The organism is Flavitalea antarctica, assembly GCF_054461535.1.
Genome location: NZ_JBTLQG010000044.1, coordinates 18800 through 39186, shown reverse-complemented (window position 1 = coordinate 39186; position 20387 = coordinate 18800). Strand labels below are relative to the sequence as shown.

The window sequence follows — 20387 nt, the reverse complement described above, 5'->3', positions numbered from 1 at the left end:
GATTAATCAGAAGGGCAAAAGAGAATAACCAGTTAAAAACACAATTACATATTCCTCCTTAGCTCAGTTGGTTAGAGCATCTGACTGTTAATCAGAGGGTCGCTGGTTCAAGTCCAGCAGGGGGAGCCACACTGGACAAGCCACGGATTTCTGTGGCTTTTTTCATTTCATTTCCTTTATAATCCTGTCTCAGACTGCTCAGAACTCTCCATTCCTACTGCAGTTGGTCATAGTCCCGTACCTACGGGATTAATCAGAGGGTCGTCCCGTTCGTACGGGATCCAGCAGGGGGAGCAAAAGCTTCGAAGCAATTCGGAGCTTTTTTTTATATAGTACTTTGAATAGATTTTATTTAGATGCTATAACTTTTCATACCTCCTCGGAAATTAACTGTCAAATAACTTTATTCGTTAGTTTTTTCATCTTTGTTTTAAGACCATAGTTTCGAATCATTGCAGTTTGGAGTAAATCATAAAACTCGCCATGCATATGTATTACATCTACATCATCTATTCTATTTCAGCTGATAAATATTATCTGGGATTTTCAGACGATCCACACCGGAGATTACTGGAACACAATTCTAAGCCATTTAACACTTTTACTTCAAAATACCGCCCGTGGGAGTTTCGAGCGATTTTTGAATGCGGCGCGAATAGAGCGACTGCAATGAAAACTGAACAATTTATAAAAAAACAGAAAAGCAGAATATTAATAGACCAAATGATTGCAGGCAATATGCTTCATTCCGCCCTGGCTCATTTGATTAGAGTCCCGCACGTGCGGGATTAATGAGAGCGTCGTCCCGCACCTGCGGGATCAGCAGGGGAGCCGCACTAAAGGTCGACATCTGTCGCCCTTGTCATTTTGAGAATATTATTCGCTTCTTCATCTGATATCCAGCGCCTAAACCCAGGCGGTCTAAATGAATCATACCGCCCACGCAACACTGAATAACTACAAATAATTTTCCTGGTTGACGCTTTAACGCTAAATTCAGTAAGAAAATATAAGTATGCAATCAAAGAAAATAATCACTGTCTTCGGCGCCACAGGTGCGCAAGGCGGCGGACTTGCCCGCGCCATTCTGCTGGATAGTAACAGTCCCTTCACGGTCAGGGCCGTTACCCGCGATATAAATTCCGATAAAGCAAAAGAATTAGCTCAACTCGGAGCCGAACTTGTTGTTGCAGATATTGATGACAAATCCGCCGTCGAAAAGGCATTAAAGGGTGCTTATGGCGCTTATTTCGTTACTTTTTTCTGGGCACATTTTTCACCCGAAAAAGAAAAGGAAGAAGTAGCCATATTTGTCGAGGCGGCAAAGCAAGCAGACCTGAAACATGTTATCTGGTCCACTTTAGAAGATACCCGGCAATACGTTGCACTCACAGATCAGCGGATACCAACCCTTCATGGTCAATATAAGGTGCCTCATTTTGACGCCAAGGGCGAATCGGATAAATTATTTATTGAGGCTGGGATACCGACTACATTTTTGTTAGCCTCTTTTTACTGGGATAATTTTATCTATTTCGGCTCAGGACCCAAACGCGGGGAGGACGGCGTATTAGCGCTGACGCTTCCAATAGGCGATTCAAAAATGGCTGGCATTGCTGCCGAAGACATAGGCAAATGTGCGTATGGCATTTTCAAAGGAGGCAGTGAAATGATTGGTCGAAGAATTGGTGTAGCCGGTGAGCAATTGACTGGCAATGAGATGGCCAGTGCATTGAGCAATGTATTGGGCGAACCGGTTGTATACAATAAGATCCCCGCGGAAGTGTTTAGGGGATTTGGATTTCCCGGCGCTGATGACCTTGGAAATATGTTCCAGATTTACGACGAGTTTGCAAAGGAATTAAATGAAACAAGGGATGTTAGCGTTTCCAAACAACTGAACCCGGACCTGATGAATTTTGAGCAATGGCTTCATAAATATGCGAGTCAAATTCCAATATGAGATTACTACATTTAAATTTCGCTAAAGGCAATTAAGCCTATTGATATGTGGCTAGATACTTGTTCAACAAAAAGTACTTCATCACGTCTCGATAACATGCAATATAGACGCCTTCTCCTTATTTTCCAGGTTTATTAATTGGGGTCGGCCGGTGGAAAAGTTGGTACGTGATCATCCGGGAACAACCCTATCAATGGCTGGCGTAGCAGAAACGCGTGAAATGAGCTCGTCTGTACAATGCCAATGCCAATTAGGCGTTTATATATCCTGAACCCTGGATCTTTTTACCCAGCCGGGCTTTAGCCCTGTGGGTGATAAATTTATTCATAACCCACACCCAACCCTTGAAATTTAAATCCATTTTTAAAAACGTGGCTCCCCCTTTCCTGTGGCAGCTGATTCAAAACAACGGACGTCGATCCGGGGGACTTTTGTTCGAAGGCAATTACCCGACTTATGAAGATGCTTATGCAAGTGCGGGTGGCTATGACGACGAAAACATAGTTCTCAAAGTAAAGGACGCCGTTCTCCAGGTGAAAAACGGAACCGCCAAGTACGAACGGGATGCTGTGCTGTTTAATAAGATACAATATTCGTGGCCGCTGCTGGCAATTATGCAACATGTAGCAGTTCAGAACAACTCACGGTTATCTGTACTCGATTTTGGCGGCTCGCTCGGCAGCACTTATTTTCAAAATTTTAGCTACCTGCGTCACTTAAATAAGTTAGAATGGAAAATAGTGGAGCAGAAATTATTTGTAGAAACAGGCAAGAAGTATTTTGAAGACGAAGTTCTCCAGTTCTTTTTTACTATGGAAGAAGCTCTGACAAAAGGCTTACCGGATGTACTGCTGTGTTCCGGCGTGGTACAATGTTTACCAAAACCATACGAGTTCCTGCAACGAGCGATAGACCTGCGAATACCACACCTCATCTTTGACCGGACTTCTTTCATACGCGATGTTGCGGACCGGATAACCGTCCAAAGGGTGAATGACTCAATCAATCCTGCATCTTACCCATGCATATTTTTTAACGAGGAAAAGTTCATAGCATTGTTATCGGCAAAATATGAATTGATCGCAGATTTTGACAGCTATGCAGAAGTTGGAACTTATCTACCCGATGGCAAGAAAATCTACTGGAAAGGATTTTATTTTAAACTGAAGTGATGACTGCCTCTCCATTATATTAAGCAAACAAATCAGCAGTGCGGGAATCAGCAAAAGATTTCTCTGCACGTACGGGATCAAAGGCTCACTGGCCTAAGCAGAAACACTTGAATCCTGATTAACTCACCTGATCGGCGTTCCGCACGGCGGGATTAGCCCCTTGCTGTTTTCACTTTTCATTAAAAAATTTTCTAAATTCGATGTGTCGGTCCTTGCCCGTGAGTACTGTCTAAATCCTAAGCACAATATGAACAAGGGCAACTTCTTCATAGGCATTTTCTTAGTATCATTAGCTACTCTATTATTGGAGCTATCGCTTACACGGGTGATGAGCGTAGCATTGTGGTATCATTTCGGCTTTTTAGTGATCTCTACTGCTTTGCTGGGTTTCGGGACCGCCGGCGTCGTGTTGGCAAGCTGGAAAAAATTAAGGGAAGAAATGGATCTGAGCCAGACGCTGTCCTGGCTATCATTAGTGTTCGGCGCAATTACTATCTTTTCATTTTGGGCCTTACAACAGATACCGTTTAATCCCTTTTCAGTGGCTACTGACAAACGTCAGTTATTCATCATGCCGCTGTATTATATCACTATTTCCATTCCTTTCTTCATCTCGGGTTTAATTATATCCCTTCTGTTCACCCGCCTCTCAGGCAACATGAGCAGACTGTACGCCGTTGACCTTATTGGTGCCGCTTTAGGTTGCTTACTAATCGTGTTGACTATGCCCGGTCTCGGCGGAAGTGGTTCCGTAGTAATGGCTGCTGCACTGGGGACCCTCGCCGCTTTCGCTTTCAGCAACCAAAGGTCTTTCAAAACAATCTCGATCATACTTGCAGGATGTATAGCAGCTTTTGCCTTTGTTGCTAATGACCTTTTACCGATCACAATTTCCAAAAATAAAAGACCGGCGACATTTAAGAACGTGCCCATATTCAGCGCATGGAACACGTTCTCCTATATTGAGTTGTTTGAACGAAAAAAAGATGAAGCTGCAAAGTTACCTGGCAGCCGACGATTCGTTATTGATGGAGGCACCGCTGCAACCGGCATGAATGACCTGAGTGACGGCATAGAAAACTATTTTAAACGATACCCGGATGATACATCATATCTCTCGGTAGTCTCCTATCTGCATATTCCCAATCCATCCATACTCAATATTGGCAGCGGCGCCGGCGCAGAGGTGCTCGACGGATTATATAAAAACGCAAAAAAAATTACCTGTGTTGAAATCAACCCTATCATTAATGATGTAGTAAAAAATAAAATGAATGACTTCTGGGGCGGCTTGTTCAATCACCCTACGGTGCAACTTGTAACTGAAGAAGGCCGGAACTTTATCAATCGTAGCAATGAGCAATACGATGTCATAGTTTCCTCTCATACCATCAGCAATGCTGCAGTATCAAGCGGCGCGTTGAGCCTGGCAGAAAACTACGTGTTGACCAGGGAGGCGTTCCAGGAGTATTATGAACACCTCACGCCTGAGGGCACCATTTTTTTTACGCGTCCTGAAATGCATTTGCCGCGGTTGTTTACGACCGCGCGGGAAGTATTGGCAGAAAACGGAGTCACTGATTTTACGAAGCACTTTTATGCTTTTCGTGAACCTACTGCCAATAAAAATGACCCGTCTTTTTTTGGTATTTATGTAATGAAGAAAACACCGTTCACGCATAGGGATGTGCAACGAATGGACAGTCTTGTAAATAGTTTACGAAGCGCGGTTGGTGGTAAATCAAGGTCGTTTGAAATGTTGTATTCGCCTTATGGTGACAGTATCGACAATATTTATGATACCATTTTAAAAACACCCGATATCTATAACGTGTATAAGAGTTACAACCGGCAACTTGAACCGGCGACCGACGATCGCCCTTTTTTTAATCAACATGTGCGGTGGTCATCTATAGGATGGAAGAGTTTCAACGAAGTATTTTCCCAGGATAACCCTTTGGCGGCGCGGATGGCATTAGAGAACAAGCCTGTAGCGGAGGTAACACTATTACTCATTTTGCTTCAGTCCGTGGTCCTGGCAGCGGCACTTATGTTGATACCACTGTTTCGCTTTTCACGGGAAGGCCTGCAATTCCCAGATCGCTGGCGCTATCTTGCTTACTTCGCCTGTCTCGGACTTGGATTTATTATGATTGAAATTTCTTTCATTCAACGATTTATTTTATACCTCGGTCAGCCAGTATATACATTAGCTGTTATCATAGCGGGACTGTTACTTTCTACCGGCATCGGTTCTTATCTAAGTGGAAAGCTGACCATCGGCCCAACGGTATTAAGAACGAAATATATCCCTGCACTACTTGGCGTTTTGTTAGTTACCTCCCTGTTAACACCGACACTGTTCGATCTAACGATCCACTGGCCATTAGTTGTCAGAATTATTTTTACGTTATTGCTGCTATCTCCTATGGGGATTTTATTAGGCATTCCTTTTCCAACCGGCATAAAAGCAGTAGCTGAGAAGTCAAACGCTTTTGTTCCCTGGGCCTGGGGTGTGAATGGTTTTTTCACGGTAATCGGGTCCGTAGGTGCGGTAATATTAGGTATGATGTTGGGTTTTAAGATCGTAATTCTGTTAGCGGGCGTTGTTTACCTGGCGGCCCTGTTTTTAGTTCCGTCCGAAGAAAAGGCTTGAAGTGTTGAAAGCTTCGACCACATGCATTATAGATCGAAAAATGCACACTTGCTGAAGCAATAACTGCGAGCACATTGATCATAAGACTCAGGACAACTGACAGCATCGATTTCTTGTGTACCTCGGAATTTCTTTACTCACTGGAAAGAAGGGGCTTGTGATATTCCACGTCCGTTATTTCCAATTTGTACCAGGTAAAATCTCCAGCTTTTAGCTTCCAGGTAGCTTCTGATTTTACCGGCATTCGCACACCATTCAACACAGCATGCTCAATCGACCGCACTTCCCATTTCTCGAGTGTTGCATTTTTTCCACCGCCCAGGCAAACAACCAACCAGAATATACTCAGTGCGTGTGCTGCACTTATGTTCAATGGAATTGACCCTGACGTCAAAAGCCCTGTAACGGGGACCAGGTTCCAAGCTTTAACAAAACCGACTAAATGAATCAACGCATGTATAATGACCTGAAGATGAGCAGGGCGTTCATGCCAATCTGTTTGAACAAAGATTTCCGGATTTTACCTGGTGACAAATGACCGGCATCAGTAACGTTCCTATTTAATATCATTGACTTTCCCGGTGACGACAAATAGCTTGCATAACAAATCCATCGATAAAACCAGGAAGGCAAAAGGTTCTCCATTAGATCAAACCATTTCTTTTTCGCGTTTTCAAAAAAATCGCAGAACGAACTCCTCAGGAACCCTTCGGAGACTTCGAACATTTTGAGCCAAAACCACACATCACCAAATGTTAATACGTTATGAATACGAGCATATATCAAATAGGTTTTCGGTCAGGACTGATTGCCTTTAGTACCACTGTGGCCTATGTTATCATTCAATTGCTGCAGTTAACCGGTGTTCTTAAATATCCATGGGATGAGGTCCTCATTTACGGATCTTCTCTTTGTATTGTCATCCCTTTTGTTCTCGAAATGCTCGCCCTGCATTATATAACAAGCGGCGAGAAAAAGTTTTGGAGCCATGCAGCACTGATTTCGACTGTATTGTACTCGGTGTTTGTTACCGCTAATTATGTCGTTCAACTGGCTACGGTAATACCCATGAAACTCAAGGGCAACGCAGCGGAAATTCAACTTTTGGAGCAGACTCCGCATTCACTATTCTGGAACTTCGATGCCCTGGGTTACATTTTTATGGGCCTCGCCTGCCTGGCAGCCATTCCATTGTTTGAAAAGAACGGGTTTCAAAAATGGGTTCGGCTTTCCCTTATGGCCAATGCTGTGGTTACACCCCTCATAAGCATTGTGTATTTCTATCCAACCTACTCCTACAACTTACTGGTTCTTGGCTACCCCTGGGCGATAACAGCACCCTTATCCATGTTGATGCTGGCACTGTGGTTCCGGAGAAACTATAAAGAAAGCGACCGGGCGACCAGAAAAGTATCGCAGGCTACACACCTACCGGGCAAAATGAATCCAAAAAAGCAACTACATGAAGCAGCAAACAAAGCATAATGGACTGCGAATAACCGCTATTGTACTCCTTATAATCGTCGCTTTAAATGCATTGGCAGCCGGGTATAGCTTTATTGCCGAGCCCTCTGGCGTTGGATTGGGAATTACAACCGGCTACCTGCAGGACTCAGCACCATTTAAAAACTATTTTATCCCGGGATTGATCCTTTTCACGGTTATAGGCATATGGGGGATTGTGATTGCGGTTTTAGCCATCATAAAGTCAGCTCACTATCCATTTTGGATCCTGGTGCAGGGATGCATACTGGTTGGGTGGATCGCGATACAATTAATGATGGTTACAGTACTTCATCCGCTGCATCTCACTATCGGACTGATTGGGATTACATTAGCTATAGTCGGATGGCTCATTAACAACAAACGATTAGCATGGTAAGGCAAAACAAATAACATGTTAAGGCAATTGTCATCTGTCCGAATGGCTCTGACATAATTGATGGGGTACTCAATACCGGTGTCACCATAATCAGGTGTGGCTACATTCTGCTGCGATATCTGACAATGGCCAACTTGCCATTCTGCCCCGGGCGGTAGCGCGGCGGTGGCCATTTATACACGTCGCGGCGGAGAAGCCAATTACCTGCCAGCCAACAGGCAGGTATTCAGGGTAAGGGGTTACACGCCGTCATCCACAGCTTTGGACATGAGTAAGTTCAACGTTTGACGATAAAAATATTGACTGCGGTAATCAGTCCTGCGGCTTGGTGATTGTAACAAAAATTGAACTTCCCCAGGGAGTGAAGCTTATCCCCCTTTCCATTTTTGTCAACTTGTAAAATAAATTGTTAAGTACAGGATTTGGTAAACGAACATCTGATCGGTAATGTCGGTTCTTCGACAATAAAAGCTTACCTCTTTGAAATAGCCTTACTGAAAATATCACTGGTGACATGATAAAGGGCCAGTGATGTTGCTTTAATTCAACATTGCCATCATTCACAAGATACCTGATACTTTTCTTTGTATACCTCCTTTGCATATTCACGGCAACATCATGTGTGCCGCTGAAGAATCTGCTTGCCGGTAGGTTCATCATCAAAGTGCCACCTGGTTTTAGCAGCGATAAAATTTTGGCATAAGCCACCTTATCATCTCCCTCAGGTAATAAGCACAAAATATCATGACAGATAATCACATCGAAGGAATTCGCACTGTAGGCCTTATCACAATCGAGGATACTTAGTAACTGAACATTTTGAAAGCCGTTCTCCCGACTGTGCTTTATTGCGTCAGTAGAGAGATCAAAACCGGCCAGGTTTGTATAACCATGGCTTTTTAACCGGGTTAACATCCCCCCGGTGCCACATCCTGCATCGAGTATTTTTGCATCTTTGCCTGCGACCTGTTCAATCGTTCTGAGGGTTCGATCGTGCAAACTTTTGTACCACCACAACTCTTTCTCACACCTGGCCATCGCATCATACTCATACTGCTTCCCTATCATAATCAGCGTTTACAATTTTGCTTGTGTAAGTTTCTGTATTGACGTGTTTTTTTATGGTATACTGCGGAGTGTTATTTAGCGTCATTAATATTTTGCCAATATACTCCCCTAACAAACCAATGACAAAAAATATTACTCCTATTGAAAAGAGTAACAGTAACGATAAAAATGCCCAACCTGGAGGAGTGTTGCTGACAAATACCTTCTCATACAAAACAAAACTGAAAATTACCACAGAGCTAAGGGAAATAAAGATTCCTGAGATGGTCACAATTCGCAGCGGCTTGTGGGAGAAGTTAAGCAGGATGTTCAGAAAAAGAGATATCAGCTTTTTAAGGGTATAGTTCGAGTTTCCCTGCGCGCGGTCCTCATGGAGCACTGTTTGTGTTCCGATGTTATCCGTACATCGTAAGATCAACGCATCGATGTACGGGAACGGACCTTTATACGAGATAATTTCTTTAACTACTTCAATCTTCATCACCTTAAAACTACATAGATATAATCCTTTAGGTTTTCCGATCAGGAAACTGACGGACCAGTCATTGATAAAACTGCCGATATTTCTTAAAAAGGAATGCCGTTTTTGTTTGTATTTGGCATAAACTACGTCGTAGTCATGAGTAACGGCCTTGTTAAGTAGTGTGATAATTTCAGAAGGCGGGTTTTGAAAATCATCATCAATAATGGCTACATATTCACCGGTACAATAGTTCAATCCGCAGATCACAGCGTTATGTTCTCCGCGATTTTTCCTCAGGGAAATAAATTTTACACAACTGTTTTGCTTTGCCAGGTCATGGCAGATATGTTCACTCTTGTCTTTGCTCGCGTCGTTGACCAAAACAATTTCAAGGTTGTAGTGACTCAATACCTGTAACAAAGTGGTAACCAGTGAGGTAATAGTAGCTTCACTATTATACACTGGTATAATCACAGAGATTTTCATGGCTGTTACTTAATGGTTAGTTTTACAACAGCTTTTCAGGAATAGTGGGAAAGTTCTCAGGAGAAGGTTTAAATTACTTGCTCTAAGCTACAACATCATATCAAAGTTCTGTTGATAAATTATTGAAGTGAGGAAATCTCACTTCGGTTACCAATTATGGTATTGATTTTTATTGTTTTACATTAAATGAAAAAAAGCAATTAAACCCTTATGAAGGCAGGAAGAACGGGACTAACAAAGCGGGAGACGATAGTCCTTTTGCTTAGTTTTACCGGGTTACTTGTACTGATCTTCGTCTTGAACAAGCCCGCTTTGTATGATGAGGATGATTACCTGGTGAATGTTAGCCTGATCGGGAAATATGGCTTTGGAGAGCGCTATCTTTTGAATCATATCGGTTCTGCCGGACCGCTATATCCCGTCCTGCATTATATGTTGGAACCCATCACAAATCTGAGAACCCCGCATATCAGGTTAATAAATGTTTTTTTATTAATCGGCAGCATTTGGTTTATAGGGCGCACGTTGAAGACACTCCAGCTGGCGCCGTCCTACGGACTGTTGGCATTGGCTGTTCCTATGACCTATGTAATTTCAGGATTGGCGCTTACTGAGATGCCAGCTATCTTTTTTTTATGTGCGGCTTTTTATTTGATAATAAAGACTTGTTACACATCCCCCTTATTTCGAAATGCTGTCTTTCAATTGGCCGTTGGCGGGTTATGCCTGAGCCTGGCAATCCTGGGCAGGCAGCCATTTTTGCTGGTTCTTAGTGCACTTCCCATTTTGTTTTTGAAGAACAGGAATTACCTGAAAAACAGTGTCCTGTTGTTAATCACAATAGTGACCGCCCTAGCCCTGCCTGTCTATGTCTTTTGGGTCTGGGGTGGTTTGGTGGCGCCTCATGATGCCATATTTTATGATCCGGGTGCGGAGGATGGTGTTTCCCTGCAGCCTGTTTTTTTCTTTATTTGTATGGCCTATTATGCCGTAGTGTTTTTTATTGTAACACCAAATTTTTACATTTTACCCTCGCTGAAAGAAGCATTTGTAATAGGCATTTTGGCGCTGATAGCCATTGCGCTGAATTTCAGGTATGATCTGTTTCTTTACCTGCCAATGAAGTATTTTATAGAACAGATATTCCCACCGATTATCGCTGTCATGGCCGAAACTGTCTGTGGAGCAATATTATTTTTAGCAGGCTTATACTTTATTCTCACCCTCATCCGGCAGCTCATCAAAAATAAATTTGCACCGGCATTGCTGTTTTTTGCCGTCTCCCTTATTTTAATCGCAATATCGTGTATTAAAATAACCTGGGGCTTTAGCTCGAGGTACCCGGCCCAGGCTTTACCTTTTATGGTGCCCATGTTTGCATATTTCTATCGGGAACATAAGTTTAACACCTACCGGTTAGGTATAGGCGGTCTTATTGGTTTGATTTCATTTGCATCTTTCATGGCGCTCAATTAATTGCCGATGCATAAATGCAATTAATGAAGAATGACTGCGCTTACTTGAATTTATTGATTGTTTCTGCTACCAATTTTATTTCTTCTTTGGTATGACAATATGAGAGGGCAGGCTGAGTGTAGTGCCGTGAATTTCTTCGGAGAGAGGAAAGCGCTGGCCGGAAAAAAGATGCTTGTATGCTTCCTGTTGATGCGGTGGTATAGGATAATGCATCTCCGTCTTTATTCCGTTTTTTAACAGGAACTCTTTTAATTCATCACGCCGTTGACATCTTATGTTGTATATATGGTAGACATCTTCCCCGTCATTTTGTTTAACTGGTAAAACAACGTGGCTGTTTGTGATATGATCCCGGTAACCCACGGCAAGTTCCGCTTTATGGTTCGTAATTTCCTGTAGCTGCCTCAGCTTTATCCTTAAAAAAGCGGCCTGCAATTCGTCTAATCTTGAATTTATCCCTAAGTATTGATTGTAATATTTTTTATGGGAACCATAGTTTCGAAGCGCCTTAATTTTCAGATACATCTCTTCATCATCGGTGACGATTGCTCCCGCATCTCCTAAAGCACCCAGGTTTTTTGTTGGATAAAAACTAAAAGCCCCGTATTGACCCCAGGTACCTACCCGCCTGTTCCTATACGTTGCGCCATGAGCCTGGGCGCAATCTTCTATTATCGTTAAGTTGTGCTTAGCGGCAATTTGTGAGATCAGGTCCATCTCGCAGGCTTTTCCATGCAGATGTACGACCATGATCGCCCTTTTTTTCGGGGTAATGCACTTTTCAATTTCCGGGGGGTTGATATTGTATGTCTCTATACGGGGTTCGACCAGGATGGGGGTCAGTCCCGCATTTACGATACTGAGAATAGTTGCTATGTAGGTATTTGAGGGAACCAGGACCTCGCTTCGGGGGAGGAAGGTCTGAAGCAATGAGCGACAGGTATAATGCATCCAAACCCGAGCCACGCCGATACAGTATTTGCTTCGGTTGAATGTCGCGAACTCCTGTTCAAACAGAGCAACTTCTTGTCCCAGGATATAAGAGCCGTTATTGAGGAATTTCGTAAAAGCCTCCTGGTACTGAGCTTCGAAGCGGTTATTTACCTTTTTAAGATTTTCATATTCGACCATACACGACCTTGGAAAGCTATTGAAAAAGCAGGCAGTAATCTAAAATTCTACTGTTTGTTTAGCCAAATGTATTTTTTTCGGGTAAGGCTCGAAGATATAATCGTCTTCAGTATAATAGGTCGATGCGAATACCATGAGAATGGTATCAGGTGTGAATTGATCCATAATGTGCCAGTCCTCAGGTTCTATGAGAAGGCATTTGGAAGGGGTACCTAAATGATAATATGATTCGTGTACCCCATTATTACTATAGATGCGACAAGATCCTTTTATGCAAACAGCTGCCTGTTTTGTGGTCATATGCCGGCGGCCGCCACGTTTGGATGTGTCCACGCCATAAATAAAGAACGCTCTCTTGATGGCAAAGGGTAAAACTTTTTCTACAACGGTAAGGTTGCCCCGGGGATCGGTGAATGTCGCAAGGTTTATTAACTTCGGCATAATGTAAAACAACCTGTTACTTGTTAAAAAAGCGGGTACCTGAATTTATTTATATAAATTTATTATATAGATAAAAATGATTGATTGGAACCATTTTTCAATCATTAACTCTTGTGGTTTTGTAAGGGAAGCCGGGAACTATGAATGTCTGACTGCTAAAACAGGGCAAGCTTGATTCAAGGTGACAATGTTAACGCAACAATCATGCACATAATTAAAAATGAAAAAGATTCCGGAAAATGCGTGCTCAGGGGGTTTAAACACAACTAACAATTAATTGTTCGGATATGAGAAAGCTTGTTTTATTTATGCACGTTTCCCTGGATGGATTTGCAGCAGATGCAGACAGCGGACTGGGCTGGATTTCTTATGACAGTGAATTACAGCAATATGCCAATGGAATCGTGAATACGGTTGGCTCGCCTGTATACGGACGGGTAACTTATGAATTGATGGCCGGTTACTGGCCTACCGTGCTCAATGATCCAAACGCATCCGAAAACAGTAAGGCACATGCCAGGTGGGTGGACCAGGCAACCAAGATCGTGTTTTCCAGAACGATGAAAAGTGCGGATTGGAACAATACAATTGTTATCAACGATAATATCGCTGAAGAAATAAATCAGCTGAAACAACAACCGGGAAAGGACCTTGTGATATTTGGAAGTCCGGGACTGGCTCATTCATTTATGGAGCTTGATCTGATTGATGAATACCAGCTCACCCTTAACCCGGTACTGTTGGGAAGCGGCAAGGCTGCTTACGACAATATAAAAAACAAATCCAACCTTAAACTGGTCAAAGCAACGCCATTAAAGAGCGGTGTAGTTGGATTACATTATGTAAAAGGGTAAGCGATACCTTGTTTTGGACCAATCGCATAGGGACTACAATTTGTAATAGAAATGAGCCACATCTTCTTCAGCAGTTGGATTGGTCTTTCTATAAAAATTCAGGGCATAGTCATCGATCTTGTCCGCCTGTACAAAAACTTCTTCCGTTCCTGTGTTTTTGCAATACGTGTTGATCGCATTGATTAATCTTCTTCCAACACCCTTTCGTTGCCAGTTTATGGCAACAGCCAAATCGTAAATATATACTAATGGCTTAGTTGAATAATATTGGTTAAGTGTATAAGCGGTCAATCCGCCGACCACCTGTAATTCTTCGTCCAGTGCCACGAAGACCATGAATGTATCATCTGCCAGCAAATCCTGTAAATGTTCAACCGGTGGCCTTATAAACTTCTTCATTTCAAAGACATCTTCAAACACTTTCAAAAGTTGTATGAACTCTGGTAAGTCTGACTTATTCAGTTTTTTGATAGTAGCCTTCATATCGGGTTGTATAATATTTTAACTGCTTGTAAAATGATAAATGGAAAGAGTAAATCGTGTCCCGGACAACCAAATGCTCAGTTTTGACCAAAAAAAATTGTTCGAACCTATTTAACAATGGAAACACCGGGAGGTTTAGAACTTTGAGACAAAGTCAACAGTTAAAATGGCCGGACGAAAAACGCTTAGCTATAATTACCAGGCAAATCAGGCCGGCTTGATAATTTGTAGCGTAAGTAAATATTTTTTATACACCCACAGTATGAAAATCAAAAGACCCGGTCAATAAATTAACCTCTCACACCACCGTATCCTTCAGATTCCCCCTCGCGGTGGACACCCTTGCTTTTGGCTAATGGTTGGCGATTACAAACCCCCATGACGGACTTACACCGTCAAGTTTATCGTCATGCGTGGCCCACAAAAAAAGCAGCTACACTAAATGTGTAACTGCTTTTTTTGTTGTTGGCATTTTGCCGGGTATCTTAAGTCAGGTTGTCTAAGATTTTTGAACAAGCAACCATGAACGTGGAAGAAAAACTGATCATGGTTAACCTACTACCAACCCGGGTTTTGTTTCAAGTTCGGGTTGCGTTGCAAATCGTTCAATGGAATTGGGTAATAGTAATGCTTATCCGTCCAGTCCCTTTTGATTTCATTCATCCAGATCAGCTCTCCGGACGTGCCATTTTTCAATTGTTGTGAATTTATTGCATTGCCAATCTTAGGTGAAACATCCACATAAGTTACTCCGGGAACTGTTGGGGAAGGACGGGTGCCCTGGTAGAACGCCACATCCAGCACACCATCTTCATTCAGATCCAATGGTGTGTTAAGTGACGGTACGTAGAATCCGTTCCACTCCTGCTCCATCAGCTCCCCTGCTTTCCACCTGAGAATATCGGGGAAACGGAAGCCTTCAAGGCTCAATTCAATTCCGCGTTCTCTCCTGATCTCCAGTATTGTTGGGTCGGAAATATTGGGGAAGTAATTTGCGATCAGATACGGATCTGCAATAACTGGCTTCGTTGCCAGGCCGCCCGTAATACCGCCCCTTGCTCTCAGCGCGCCAATGGTCAGCGCCCATTCTGCATTGGTTAAAGTTCCCAGCTCAGCTTTTGCCTCTGCATAATTCAACAACACCTCAGCATAACGGTACAAGGGTACATTGTTCGTGTTTAAGTTACCAGCGTCATAGTAAACATCGTCCAGTGCCAGTTTAATTGGCTGGTACCCGGTAAAGGTATAAGAGAACACAGGTGGTGCTGCCACCTGTACACCGTTGTTGATTCGTTTATAATCGCCTGACCGGATAGTTTGTTTCAGCCTCAGGTCTCTGTTTTTAACCTCGTCCTTGAACAATGTTGTTTTGTAAGCTGGATTGTTGGTGAAAGGTGTTCCATCAAGGTTCAGGTAAGTGTTGACAAATGTACGCGTCAGACTTGCCTTGTCGCCATAGGTACCGCTGGTCCAATACCAGTTTGCGTCATTCAGTACACCCAGGGTTACATCGGAAACAGAGGCCTGCAAAACTTCATTGGTCAAAGGGGTGTTGCTGATAAATACCTGGCGGTATGATACGCCGGGGCCGCCCGCTGTGTTGAGCGAGAACCCACCTTTCTTGATCACTTCATCAGCCGCAGTCACCGCTTCCTGAAGCCATTTGTTGGCCGTACCGGTAAGATTTAGTTCAGTATGATATTTCCTGTAGGTCCCTTCAAAAAGACAAACCCGTGATTTAAAAGCATAAGCCACCCATTTCGTAATGGTCGTGCGGGTTGGGTCATTTGCTGTGCTGATATTGGCGCAGGCAAAATTCAGATCAGCCAGTACCGAATCCATCACCAGTTCCCTGGAATCCCGTGGAGCCATCAACTCCGCGTCGTCAATATCCAGGGGCTTACCAATCCAGGGCACATCACCGAAACGCTTAATTCTTTCCATGTAAAAAAATGCTCTGAAATAGCGGGCAATACCCATATAGTTGTTCCTGACACCTTCAGGCACAGCCGGATTCGTATTGTTTTCTATAAAGTAGTTGATGTTTCTTAAGTCTCTCCATGACCAGCCGGAACTATTGTTGGCACCGAACCCGCCTTGCCGGATGAAGTCAGGTACTTGTTTAACCGCAAGGTAATCACTCATCGCATCCAGGCGGATTGAATTCCTTGGCATGACATCCATCCCGTAAAACGAGTTTGTGTATAATTTCAACCCGTTTTCAGTTCCAAACACGGCGTCTTTTGAAGCGGTTGATTGCGGCAGCTGTTCCAGTTTTGTGCACGATGTGAAAGCAAAACCCGCCAGCACGATCCCTATATATAATGTTTTCATCTTTTTTTGTTTAGTCTTTAGAATGTTACGTTAAGTCCAAAAGAGTAACTCTTTAATAATGGGTAGTTGTAACCATTACCATTTGTGGGGTTATTGTTGAGGTCCGTGTCTGCAAATGCAGTTGCGTTTTCCACATCTATGGTATTCTTGACGATTTTATACATCGGTGAATATGTGAACAGATTTTCTCCCGAGAAATAAACTCTCAGGCTATTCGCACCAATACGACCTATCCATTTTGAAGGCAGGTTATACCCAAGCTGGACATTTTTCATTCTCAAATAGGCGACATTCTGCAGGTAACGTGTCTGCGCAACTCCCAAAGTCCGGTTTGTATTGCTGGAGGCCGCTCTTGACATGGTTCTTGGAAAATATGCATTTGTGTTGTCCGGAGTCCACATATTACCCAAATGAAAAACAGGTATATTGTTGTAAGGACGGTTGTATTGTCCCCAGAACATTTCTGTTTCTGTGCTTGGATACCACTGTTGCTTTGCCACTCCCTGGAAGAAAACGGTAAATGAAATATTATTCCAGTCTGCGCCTAAATTAAGGCCATACATATACCTGGCGGCTGAATTACCGATAATCATCCTGTCACCAGACTTGCCCGCTTTGTTTTCGCCTACATTAATCAAGCCGTCTTTGTTCATGTCCCGCAACTTGATATCACCAGGGAACCACAAACCGGAAGGAGATGCCCTCATTTGCGGATCTTGTTTAGCATGTGAAGCAATATCGGCTGCATCAATAAAGAAGCCTTCGGTTTCGTAACCCCAGATCTCACCTATCGTTTGCCCTTCGTAGTAATCAGACAATAACTTGTCGGGGTTATTGTATTTGTCAATTTTTGTTTTGTTGTCAGCTAGTGTAAAACGCACATTATACCTGACAGGCTTTGAACCACCGCCTATCTTGTCATTCCATGAAAGAGAAAGTTCCCATCCCCTGGTAGTCAGGTCAGCGTAGTTACCTTTTGGCACATCTGCTCCAAATGTAGCGGGAGGTGTAAGGCCAGTGGTAAACATGTCCGTGGTTTTGCGAATGTAAGCATCGCCCACAAAGCTCAGGCGACCAGCGAGCATCGTCAAATCCAAACCTAGGTTAGTGGTTGTTGAGGTTTCCCATGTCAGACCTTCGGGCAATACATTTGGGTTAGTGGTGATCTGAGGTCTTGCCCCGTTTATGATCACCCCGGATTGCCTGATATTAAAGAGCTCCTGGAAGGAATAAGATGCAATATTACCATTACCGAGTGCTCCATATGACCCCCTGACTTTCAATTCAGATATAAGCTTTGGATCAACATTCCAGAATCCCTCCTGGCTAACTCTCCAGCCTGCAGAAAGCGAAGGGAAAAAACCATAACGTTGATCTGATGGGAACTTTGATGAACCATCATAACGTGCATTTACTTCGAGCAGGTACTTATCCTTAAAGGAATAGTTTAATCGTCCGAAACCACCCACAATGGCCCATTCTTCAAAACCACCGCCGGTGGTTATGGCATTTCCTAATGCAAGATTCAGATCGGTAGCATTTTCGAAGATAAGTCCGTTGCGCTGAACAGCTACACGGTTAAATGTGGACTGTTCGTAGTTATAACCAACCATTGCCTTGAGGTGGTGATTTTCTCCAAAATCATTTTCATATTCAGCATAGATGTTGGTGGCCCAATACCTGGTCTTACGTGCATCATAAGCTAAATCATTGGTAGTTGTTCCTACATAAGCAGTCACTCCCTGAAAGTTACTATAGGGTACCTGGACACGTTTAGAATATCTGTCATTATTGGTATTGCGGAATGTGAAATCGGCATTTACCCGGAATTTATTATTGAAGAATTTACTCCTAAGGCTGGTAATATTCCTTAATACGTCGTTGCGGGTATCTATTCCATTTTTCCCATACATAAAATCCCCGATGGTATATGCTGAGGCAAAAGTATAGGTGCCGTCAGGATTAGTTAAGGGCATGGTTGGCTTGCCCTCATCGGCAATATTTCTCCAGATACCACCACCTTCGCCCACGTTGGTAGGATTATGATAATTCGTAGTGGAATAATCGATATTGTCTTCAATAGTTAACCATGGAAACACTTCAACAGAACCTCTTGCGCGGACATTTTTCATGCCGTAATCATCACTGTTGTAGCGGAATAGTCCTTTTTGATTCAGGAAACGCCCGGAAATCAAAAATGTCGCTTTATCGCCTCCACCACTTACCGTGATATTATTTTCAAATGCATGCGTATTCTTCTTGTATAATTCAGCGTAGTAGTCGGTGCTGCCATAATAAGTATACTCCCCGGTTGTAGGATTAACTTCTACGGTATTGTAAGGTTGTCCGGACTCTGCTCTCCTCTTGAACTCATCAAGGTAGGCCTGGGAAAATTTTTGAGTTTTATTGGCATTTTGCGGGAAGGCTCCGTCACCATTCACAAAAGCTTCTGCAAACATTTTGGACCATGTATACCCATCGGTAACAAAATCCGGGGTGGTGATTGGATTTTTTATTGCAAAATTGGTTGAATAAGTTACACTGGTGCGGCCTTTTGCTCCTTTCTTAGTAGTAATCAGTACAACACCAAATGCTCCCCTTGCCCCATAAATAGCCGCAGAGGCAGCATCTTTAAGAATGGAAACAGTCTCAACATCATTCGGATTCAACATACTTGGATCACCCTCAAAGCCATCTATCAGAACCAGCGCACTACCTCCCTGTCCGATAGAGGTCATACCTCTGATATTATAACTGGGTGATTGCGTGGGCTTTCCGTCCAACATTCTCAGGTTCAGATTCGGAAGTTGACCCTGAAGCCCCTGGGTAAGGTTTGTTATTGGCCTGCTTTCCAGGTTTTTTGAACTGATCTGATCAACTGCGCCTGTGGCATTGAGTCGTTTTTGTGTTCCGAAACCTACAACTACAACTTCATCAAGTGCAGCAGTGCTGGAACCTGTCATTGTTACCGAAATGGTTTTGTTTTGCCCTGCAGTTACAGAGTAGTTGCGGATTTCCTGAGTCTGGTAGCCGACGTATGAAAATCTGAAACGGTAATTGGCACCCGCATTCAGATCAAGGCGGAAAACGCCGAGCTCGTTTGTCATAGCGCTTATTTGCGAGGTGCTGTCTGACTCGCTCATGGCCACAACCGTCACGTTGGGTAGCGCAGCGCCGTCGGAATCCCTGACGGTACCTGTGACCGAAGCATTTGTTTGCGATAAACTTTCAAAGGAAATGCCCAGCAAGAGCATTAGAACCAAACCCAGATAGCGGAATCGCTGAAGTTCACGTTTCATTATTCATTATTTAGTTAGTGATGGTGTAAGTTGCCTCGTATCCCGTGGGGCGATCGGATCATAAATAAGGTGCAAACGTATCGATGCAACTATGAAAGAAGTGAATTCCTGTTTTAAGGAATTATGAACTTTGGAGGTTGGCAGCAATCGTTTATTGGAAACCAAATTAAACATTTTTTTCAATTCCAAAATTTTTAGTCGGTATGAAAATATTTATGCGATCAGAATTGCAGCGCTGAAACGCCAGTCATCTGAACCAGTGAATAAAAAAACTGTTTAACTTCCCATAAGGGATAAACTTAATGTTGTGGAACTCTGCGACAGCCGGGACTGGCTCTGTAGCAAACAATGATAACAATACAATAACGCAAGATGGAAGAAGTCAAATTAACATTAAACGAAAAGGGTCATGGCGCTTTTCGCATTATGGAAGATTCAAAACAACTGGGAGAAATGGTAATAAGCATTGCGGGCAAAAACTTAACGGTATATCATACCGAGGTTGCTCCCGAAGCCGAAGGCAAAGGGCTCGCGAAGCTGATGCTTAAGGCAATGGTTGAATACGCAGGAAAGAACGAACTAAAAGTAATTCCTCTTTGTCCCTATGTTCATGCGCAATTTAAACGTCACCCGGACGAATATGCCAATATCTGGAACAGGGCGTCTCAGAATTAGTGTC

The 20387-nt window shown here is 43.2% G+C and carries 17 protein-coding genes and 1 tRNA gene; 10 read left to right on the top strand and 8 right to left on the bottom strand.

Features of this window, described 5'->3' with window-relative positions; genetic code table 11:
- The first annotated feature begins 52 nt into the window (after positions 1 to 52).
- From ACX0G7_RS24525 to ACX0G7_RS24505, 5 genes are all read left to right on the top strand, one after another.
- Positions 53 to 129 (top strand) — tRNA-Asn (locus tag ACX0G7_RS24525).
- 354 nt (positions 130 to 483) lie between these two features.
- A complete protein-coding gene (locus ACX0G7_RS24520) occupies positions 484 to 792 on the top strand; it encodes a GIY-YIG nuclease family protein (protein ID WP_458926175.1) in 309 nt (102 codons plus the stop codon).
- Between the two features lie 223 nt (positions 793 to 1015).
- On the top strand, positions 1016 to 1963 hold the full coding sequence (locus ACX0G7_RS24515) for an NmrA/HSCARG family protein (protein ID WP_458926174.1): 948 nt from the start codon (positions 1016 to 1018) through the stop codon (positions 1961 to 1963).
- A gap of 344 nt (positions 1964 to 2307) precedes the next feature.
- Positions 2308 to 3135 carry a methyltransferase, TIGR04325 family gene (locus ACX0G7_RS24510; protein WP_458926173.1) on the top strand — a complete coding sequence of 276 codons (828 nt, stop codon included), beginning with the start codon at positions 2308 to 2310 and terminating at the stop codon, positions 3133 to 3135.
- Between the two features lie 247 nt (positions 3136 to 3382).
- A complete protein-coding gene (locus ACX0G7_RS24505; protein WP_458926172.1) occupies positions 3383 to 5791 on the top strand; it encodes a spermine/spermidine synthase domain-containing protein in 2409 nt (802 codons plus the stop codon).
- Between the two features lie 133 nt (positions 5792 to 5924).
- Here the strand turns inward: ACX0G7_RS24505 and ACX0G7_RS24500 are convergent, their stop codons facing one another.
- Positions 5925 to 6164, bottom strand: coding sequence for a DUF6920 family protein (locus tag ACX0G7_RS24500; protein ID WP_458926171.1), 240 nt, complete (start codon positions 6162 to 6164; stop codon positions 5925 to 5927).
- 392 nt (positions 6165 to 6556) lie between these two features.
- Between ACX0G7_RS24500 and ACX0G7_RS24495 the strand changes: the two genes are divergently transcribed.
- Both ACX0G7_RS24495 and ACX0G7_RS24490 read left to right on the top strand, forming a co-directional pair.
- A complete protein-coding gene (locus tag ACX0G7_RS24495; protein WP_458926170.1) occupies positions 6557 to 7276 on the top strand; it encodes a hypothetical protein in 720 nt (239 codons plus the stop codon).
- Positions 7254 to 7673 (top strand): hypothetical protein, encoded by a 420-nt coding sequence (locus tag ACX0G7_RS24490; protein WP_458926169.1) that lies wholly within the window; start codon positions 7254 to 7256, stop codon positions 7671 to 7673. The genes ACX0G7_RS24495 and ACX0G7_RS24490 overlap by 23 nt, the downstream gene beginning before the upstream one ends.
- Before the next feature lie 312 nt (positions 7674 to 7985).
- On the opposite strand, the gene ACX0G7_RS24485 is transcribed toward ACX0G7_RS24490, so the two are convergent.
- Positions 7986 to 8741, bottom strand: a complete 756-nt coding sequence (locus ACX0G7_RS24485) for a class I SAM-dependent methyltransferase (protein WP_458926168.1) — start codon at positions 8739 to 8741, stop codon at positions 7986 to 7988.
- Positions 8722 to 9690: a glycosyltransferase family 2 protein gene (locus tag ACX0G7_RS24480; protein ID WP_458926167.1), complete on the bottom strand. Its 969-nt coding sequence runs from the start codon at positions 9688 to 9690 to the stop codon at positions 8722 to 8724. Before ACX0G7_RS24480 ends, ACX0G7_RS24485 begins: the two co-directional genes overlap by 20 nt.
- A 210-nt stretch (positions 9691 to 9900) precedes the next feature.
- Here ACX0G7_RS24480 and ACX0G7_RS24475 point away from each other — a divergent pair, with 210 nt between their 5' ends.
- A complete protein-coding gene (locus tag ACX0G7_RS24475) occupies positions 9901 to 11166 on the top strand; it encodes a hypothetical protein (RefSeq protein ID WP_458926166.1) in 1266 nt (421 codons plus the stop codon).
- A 75-nt stretch (positions 11167 to 11241) separates the two neighbouring features.
- On the opposite strand, the gene ACX0G7_RS24470 is transcribed toward ACX0G7_RS24475, so the two are convergent.
- Together ACX0G7_RS24470 and ACX0G7_RS24465 are read right to left on the bottom strand one after the other, a co-directional pair.
- The gene (locus ACX0G7_RS24470; RefSeq protein WP_458926165.1) at positions 11242 to 12297 is read right to left on the bottom strand and encodes a DegT/DnrJ/EryC1/StrS family aminotransferase; all 1056 of its coding nucleotides are present in this window, start codon (positions 12295 to 12297) and stop codon (positions 11242 to 11244) included.
- A 39-nt stretch (positions 12298 to 12336) separates the two neighbouring features.
- A complete protein-coding gene (locus tag ACX0G7_RS24465) occupies positions 12337 to 12738 on the bottom strand; it encodes a sugar 3,4-ketoisomerase (RefSeq protein WP_458926164.1) in 402 nt (133 codons plus the stop codon).
- Positions 12739 to 13025: 287 nt separating this feature from the next.
- Here ACX0G7_RS24465 and ACX0G7_RS24460 point away from each other — a divergent pair, with 287 nt between their 5' ends.
- On the top strand, positions 13026 to 13592 hold the full coding sequence (locus ACX0G7_RS24460) for a dihydrofolate reductase family protein (RefSeq protein WP_458926163.1): 567 nt from the start codon (positions 13026 to 13028) through the stop codon (positions 13590 to 13592).
- A gap of 33 nt (positions 13593 to 13625) precedes the next feature.
- Here ACX0G7_RS24460 and ACX0G7_RS24455 read toward each other — a convergent pair whose 3' ends face one another.
- The 3 genes from ACX0G7_RS24455 to ACX0G7_RS24445 form a co-directional block, all read right to left on the bottom strand.
- Positions 13626 to 14075, bottom strand: coding sequence for a GNAT family N-acetyltransferase (locus tag ACX0G7_RS24455; RefSeq protein ID WP_458926162.1), 450 nt, complete (start codon positions 14073 to 14075; stop codon positions 13626 to 13628).
- Between the two features lie 558 nt (positions 14076 to 14633).
- Positions 14634 to 16409: a RagB/SusD family nutrient uptake outer membrane protein gene (locus ACX0G7_RS24450; protein ID WP_458926161.1), complete on the bottom strand. Its 1776-nt coding sequence runs from the start codon at positions 16407 to 16409 to the stop codon at positions 14634 to 14636.
- 17 nt (positions 16410 to 16426) lie between these two features.
- Positions 16427 to 19708, bottom strand: coding sequence for a SusC/RagA family TonB-linked outer membrane protein (locus tag ACX0G7_RS24445; protein WP_458926160.1), 3282 nt, complete (start codon positions 19706 to 19708; stop codon positions 16427 to 16429).
- 372 nt (positions 19709 to 20080) lie between these two features.
- Between ACX0G7_RS24445 and ACX0G7_RS24440 the strand changes: the two genes are divergently transcribed.
- The gene (locus ACX0G7_RS24440) at positions 20081 to 20383 is read left to right on the top strand and encodes a GNAT family N-acetyltransferase (RefSeq protein WP_458926159.1); all 303 of its coding nucleotides are present in this window, start codon (positions 20081 to 20083) and stop codon (positions 20381 to 20383) included.
- The last annotated feature ends 4 nt before the right edge of the window (positions 20384 to 20387 follow it).

Coding starts and splice junctions, on each gene's coding strand:
- ACX0G7_RS24470 (WP_458926165.1), bottom strand. CDS start 12,297: ATGGTCGAATATGAAAATCTTAAAAAGGTAAATAACCGCTTCGAAGCT.
- ACX0G7_RS24505 (WP_458926172.1), top strand. CDS start 3,383: ATGAACAAGGGCAACTTCTTCATAGGCATTTTCTTAGTATCATTAGCT.
- ACX0G7_RS24485 (WP_458926168.1), bottom strand. CDS start 8,741: ATGATAGGGAAGCAGTATGAGTATGATGCGATGGCCAGGTGTGAGAAA.
- ACX0G7_RS24440 (WP_458926159.1), top strand. CDS start 20,081: ATGGAAGAAGTCAAATTAACATTAAACGAAAAGGGTCATGGCGCTTTT.
- ACX0G7_RS24455 (WP_458926162.1), bottom strand. CDS start 14,075: ATGAAGGCTACTATCAAAAAACTGAATAAGTCAGACTTACCAGAGTTC.
- ACX0G7_RS24520 (WP_458926175.1), top strand. CDS start 484: ATGCATATGTATTACATCTACATCATCTATTCTATTTCAGCTGATAAA.
- ACX0G7_RS24490 (WP_458926169.1), top strand. CDS start 7,254: ATGAAGCAGCAAACAAAGCATAATGGACTGCGAATAACCGCTATTGTA.
- ACX0G7_RS24495 (WP_458926170.1), top strand. CDS start 6,557: ATGAATACGAGCATATATCAAATAGGTTTTCGGTCAGGACTGATTGCC.
- ACX0G7_RS24515 (WP_458926174.1), top strand. CDS start 1,016: ATGCAATCAAAGAAAATAATCACTGTCTTCGGCGCCACAGGTGCGCAA.
- ACX0G7_RS24460 (WP_458926163.1), top strand. CDS start 13,026: ATGAGAAAGCTTGTTTTATTTATGCACGTTTCCCTGGATGGATTTGCA.
- ACX0G7_RS24465 (WP_458926164.1), bottom strand. CDS start 12,738: ATGCCGAAGTTAATAAACCTTGCGACATTCACCGATCCCCGGGGCAAC.
- ACX0G7_RS24475 (WP_458926166.1), top strand. CDS start 9,901: ATGAAGGCAGGAAGAACGGGACTAACAAAGCGGGAGACGATAGTCCTT.
- ACX0G7_RS24480 (WP_458926167.1), bottom strand. CDS start 9,690: ATGAAAATCTCTGTGATTATACCAGTGTATAATAGTGAAGCTACTATT.
- ACX0G7_RS24450 (WP_458926161.1), bottom strand. CDS start 16,409: ATGAAAACATTATATATAGGGATCGTGCTGGCGGGTTTTGCTTTCACA.
- ACX0G7_RS24445 (WP_458926160.1), bottom strand. CDS start 19,708: ATGAAACGTGAACTTCAGCGATTCCGCTATCTGGGTTTGGTTCTAATG.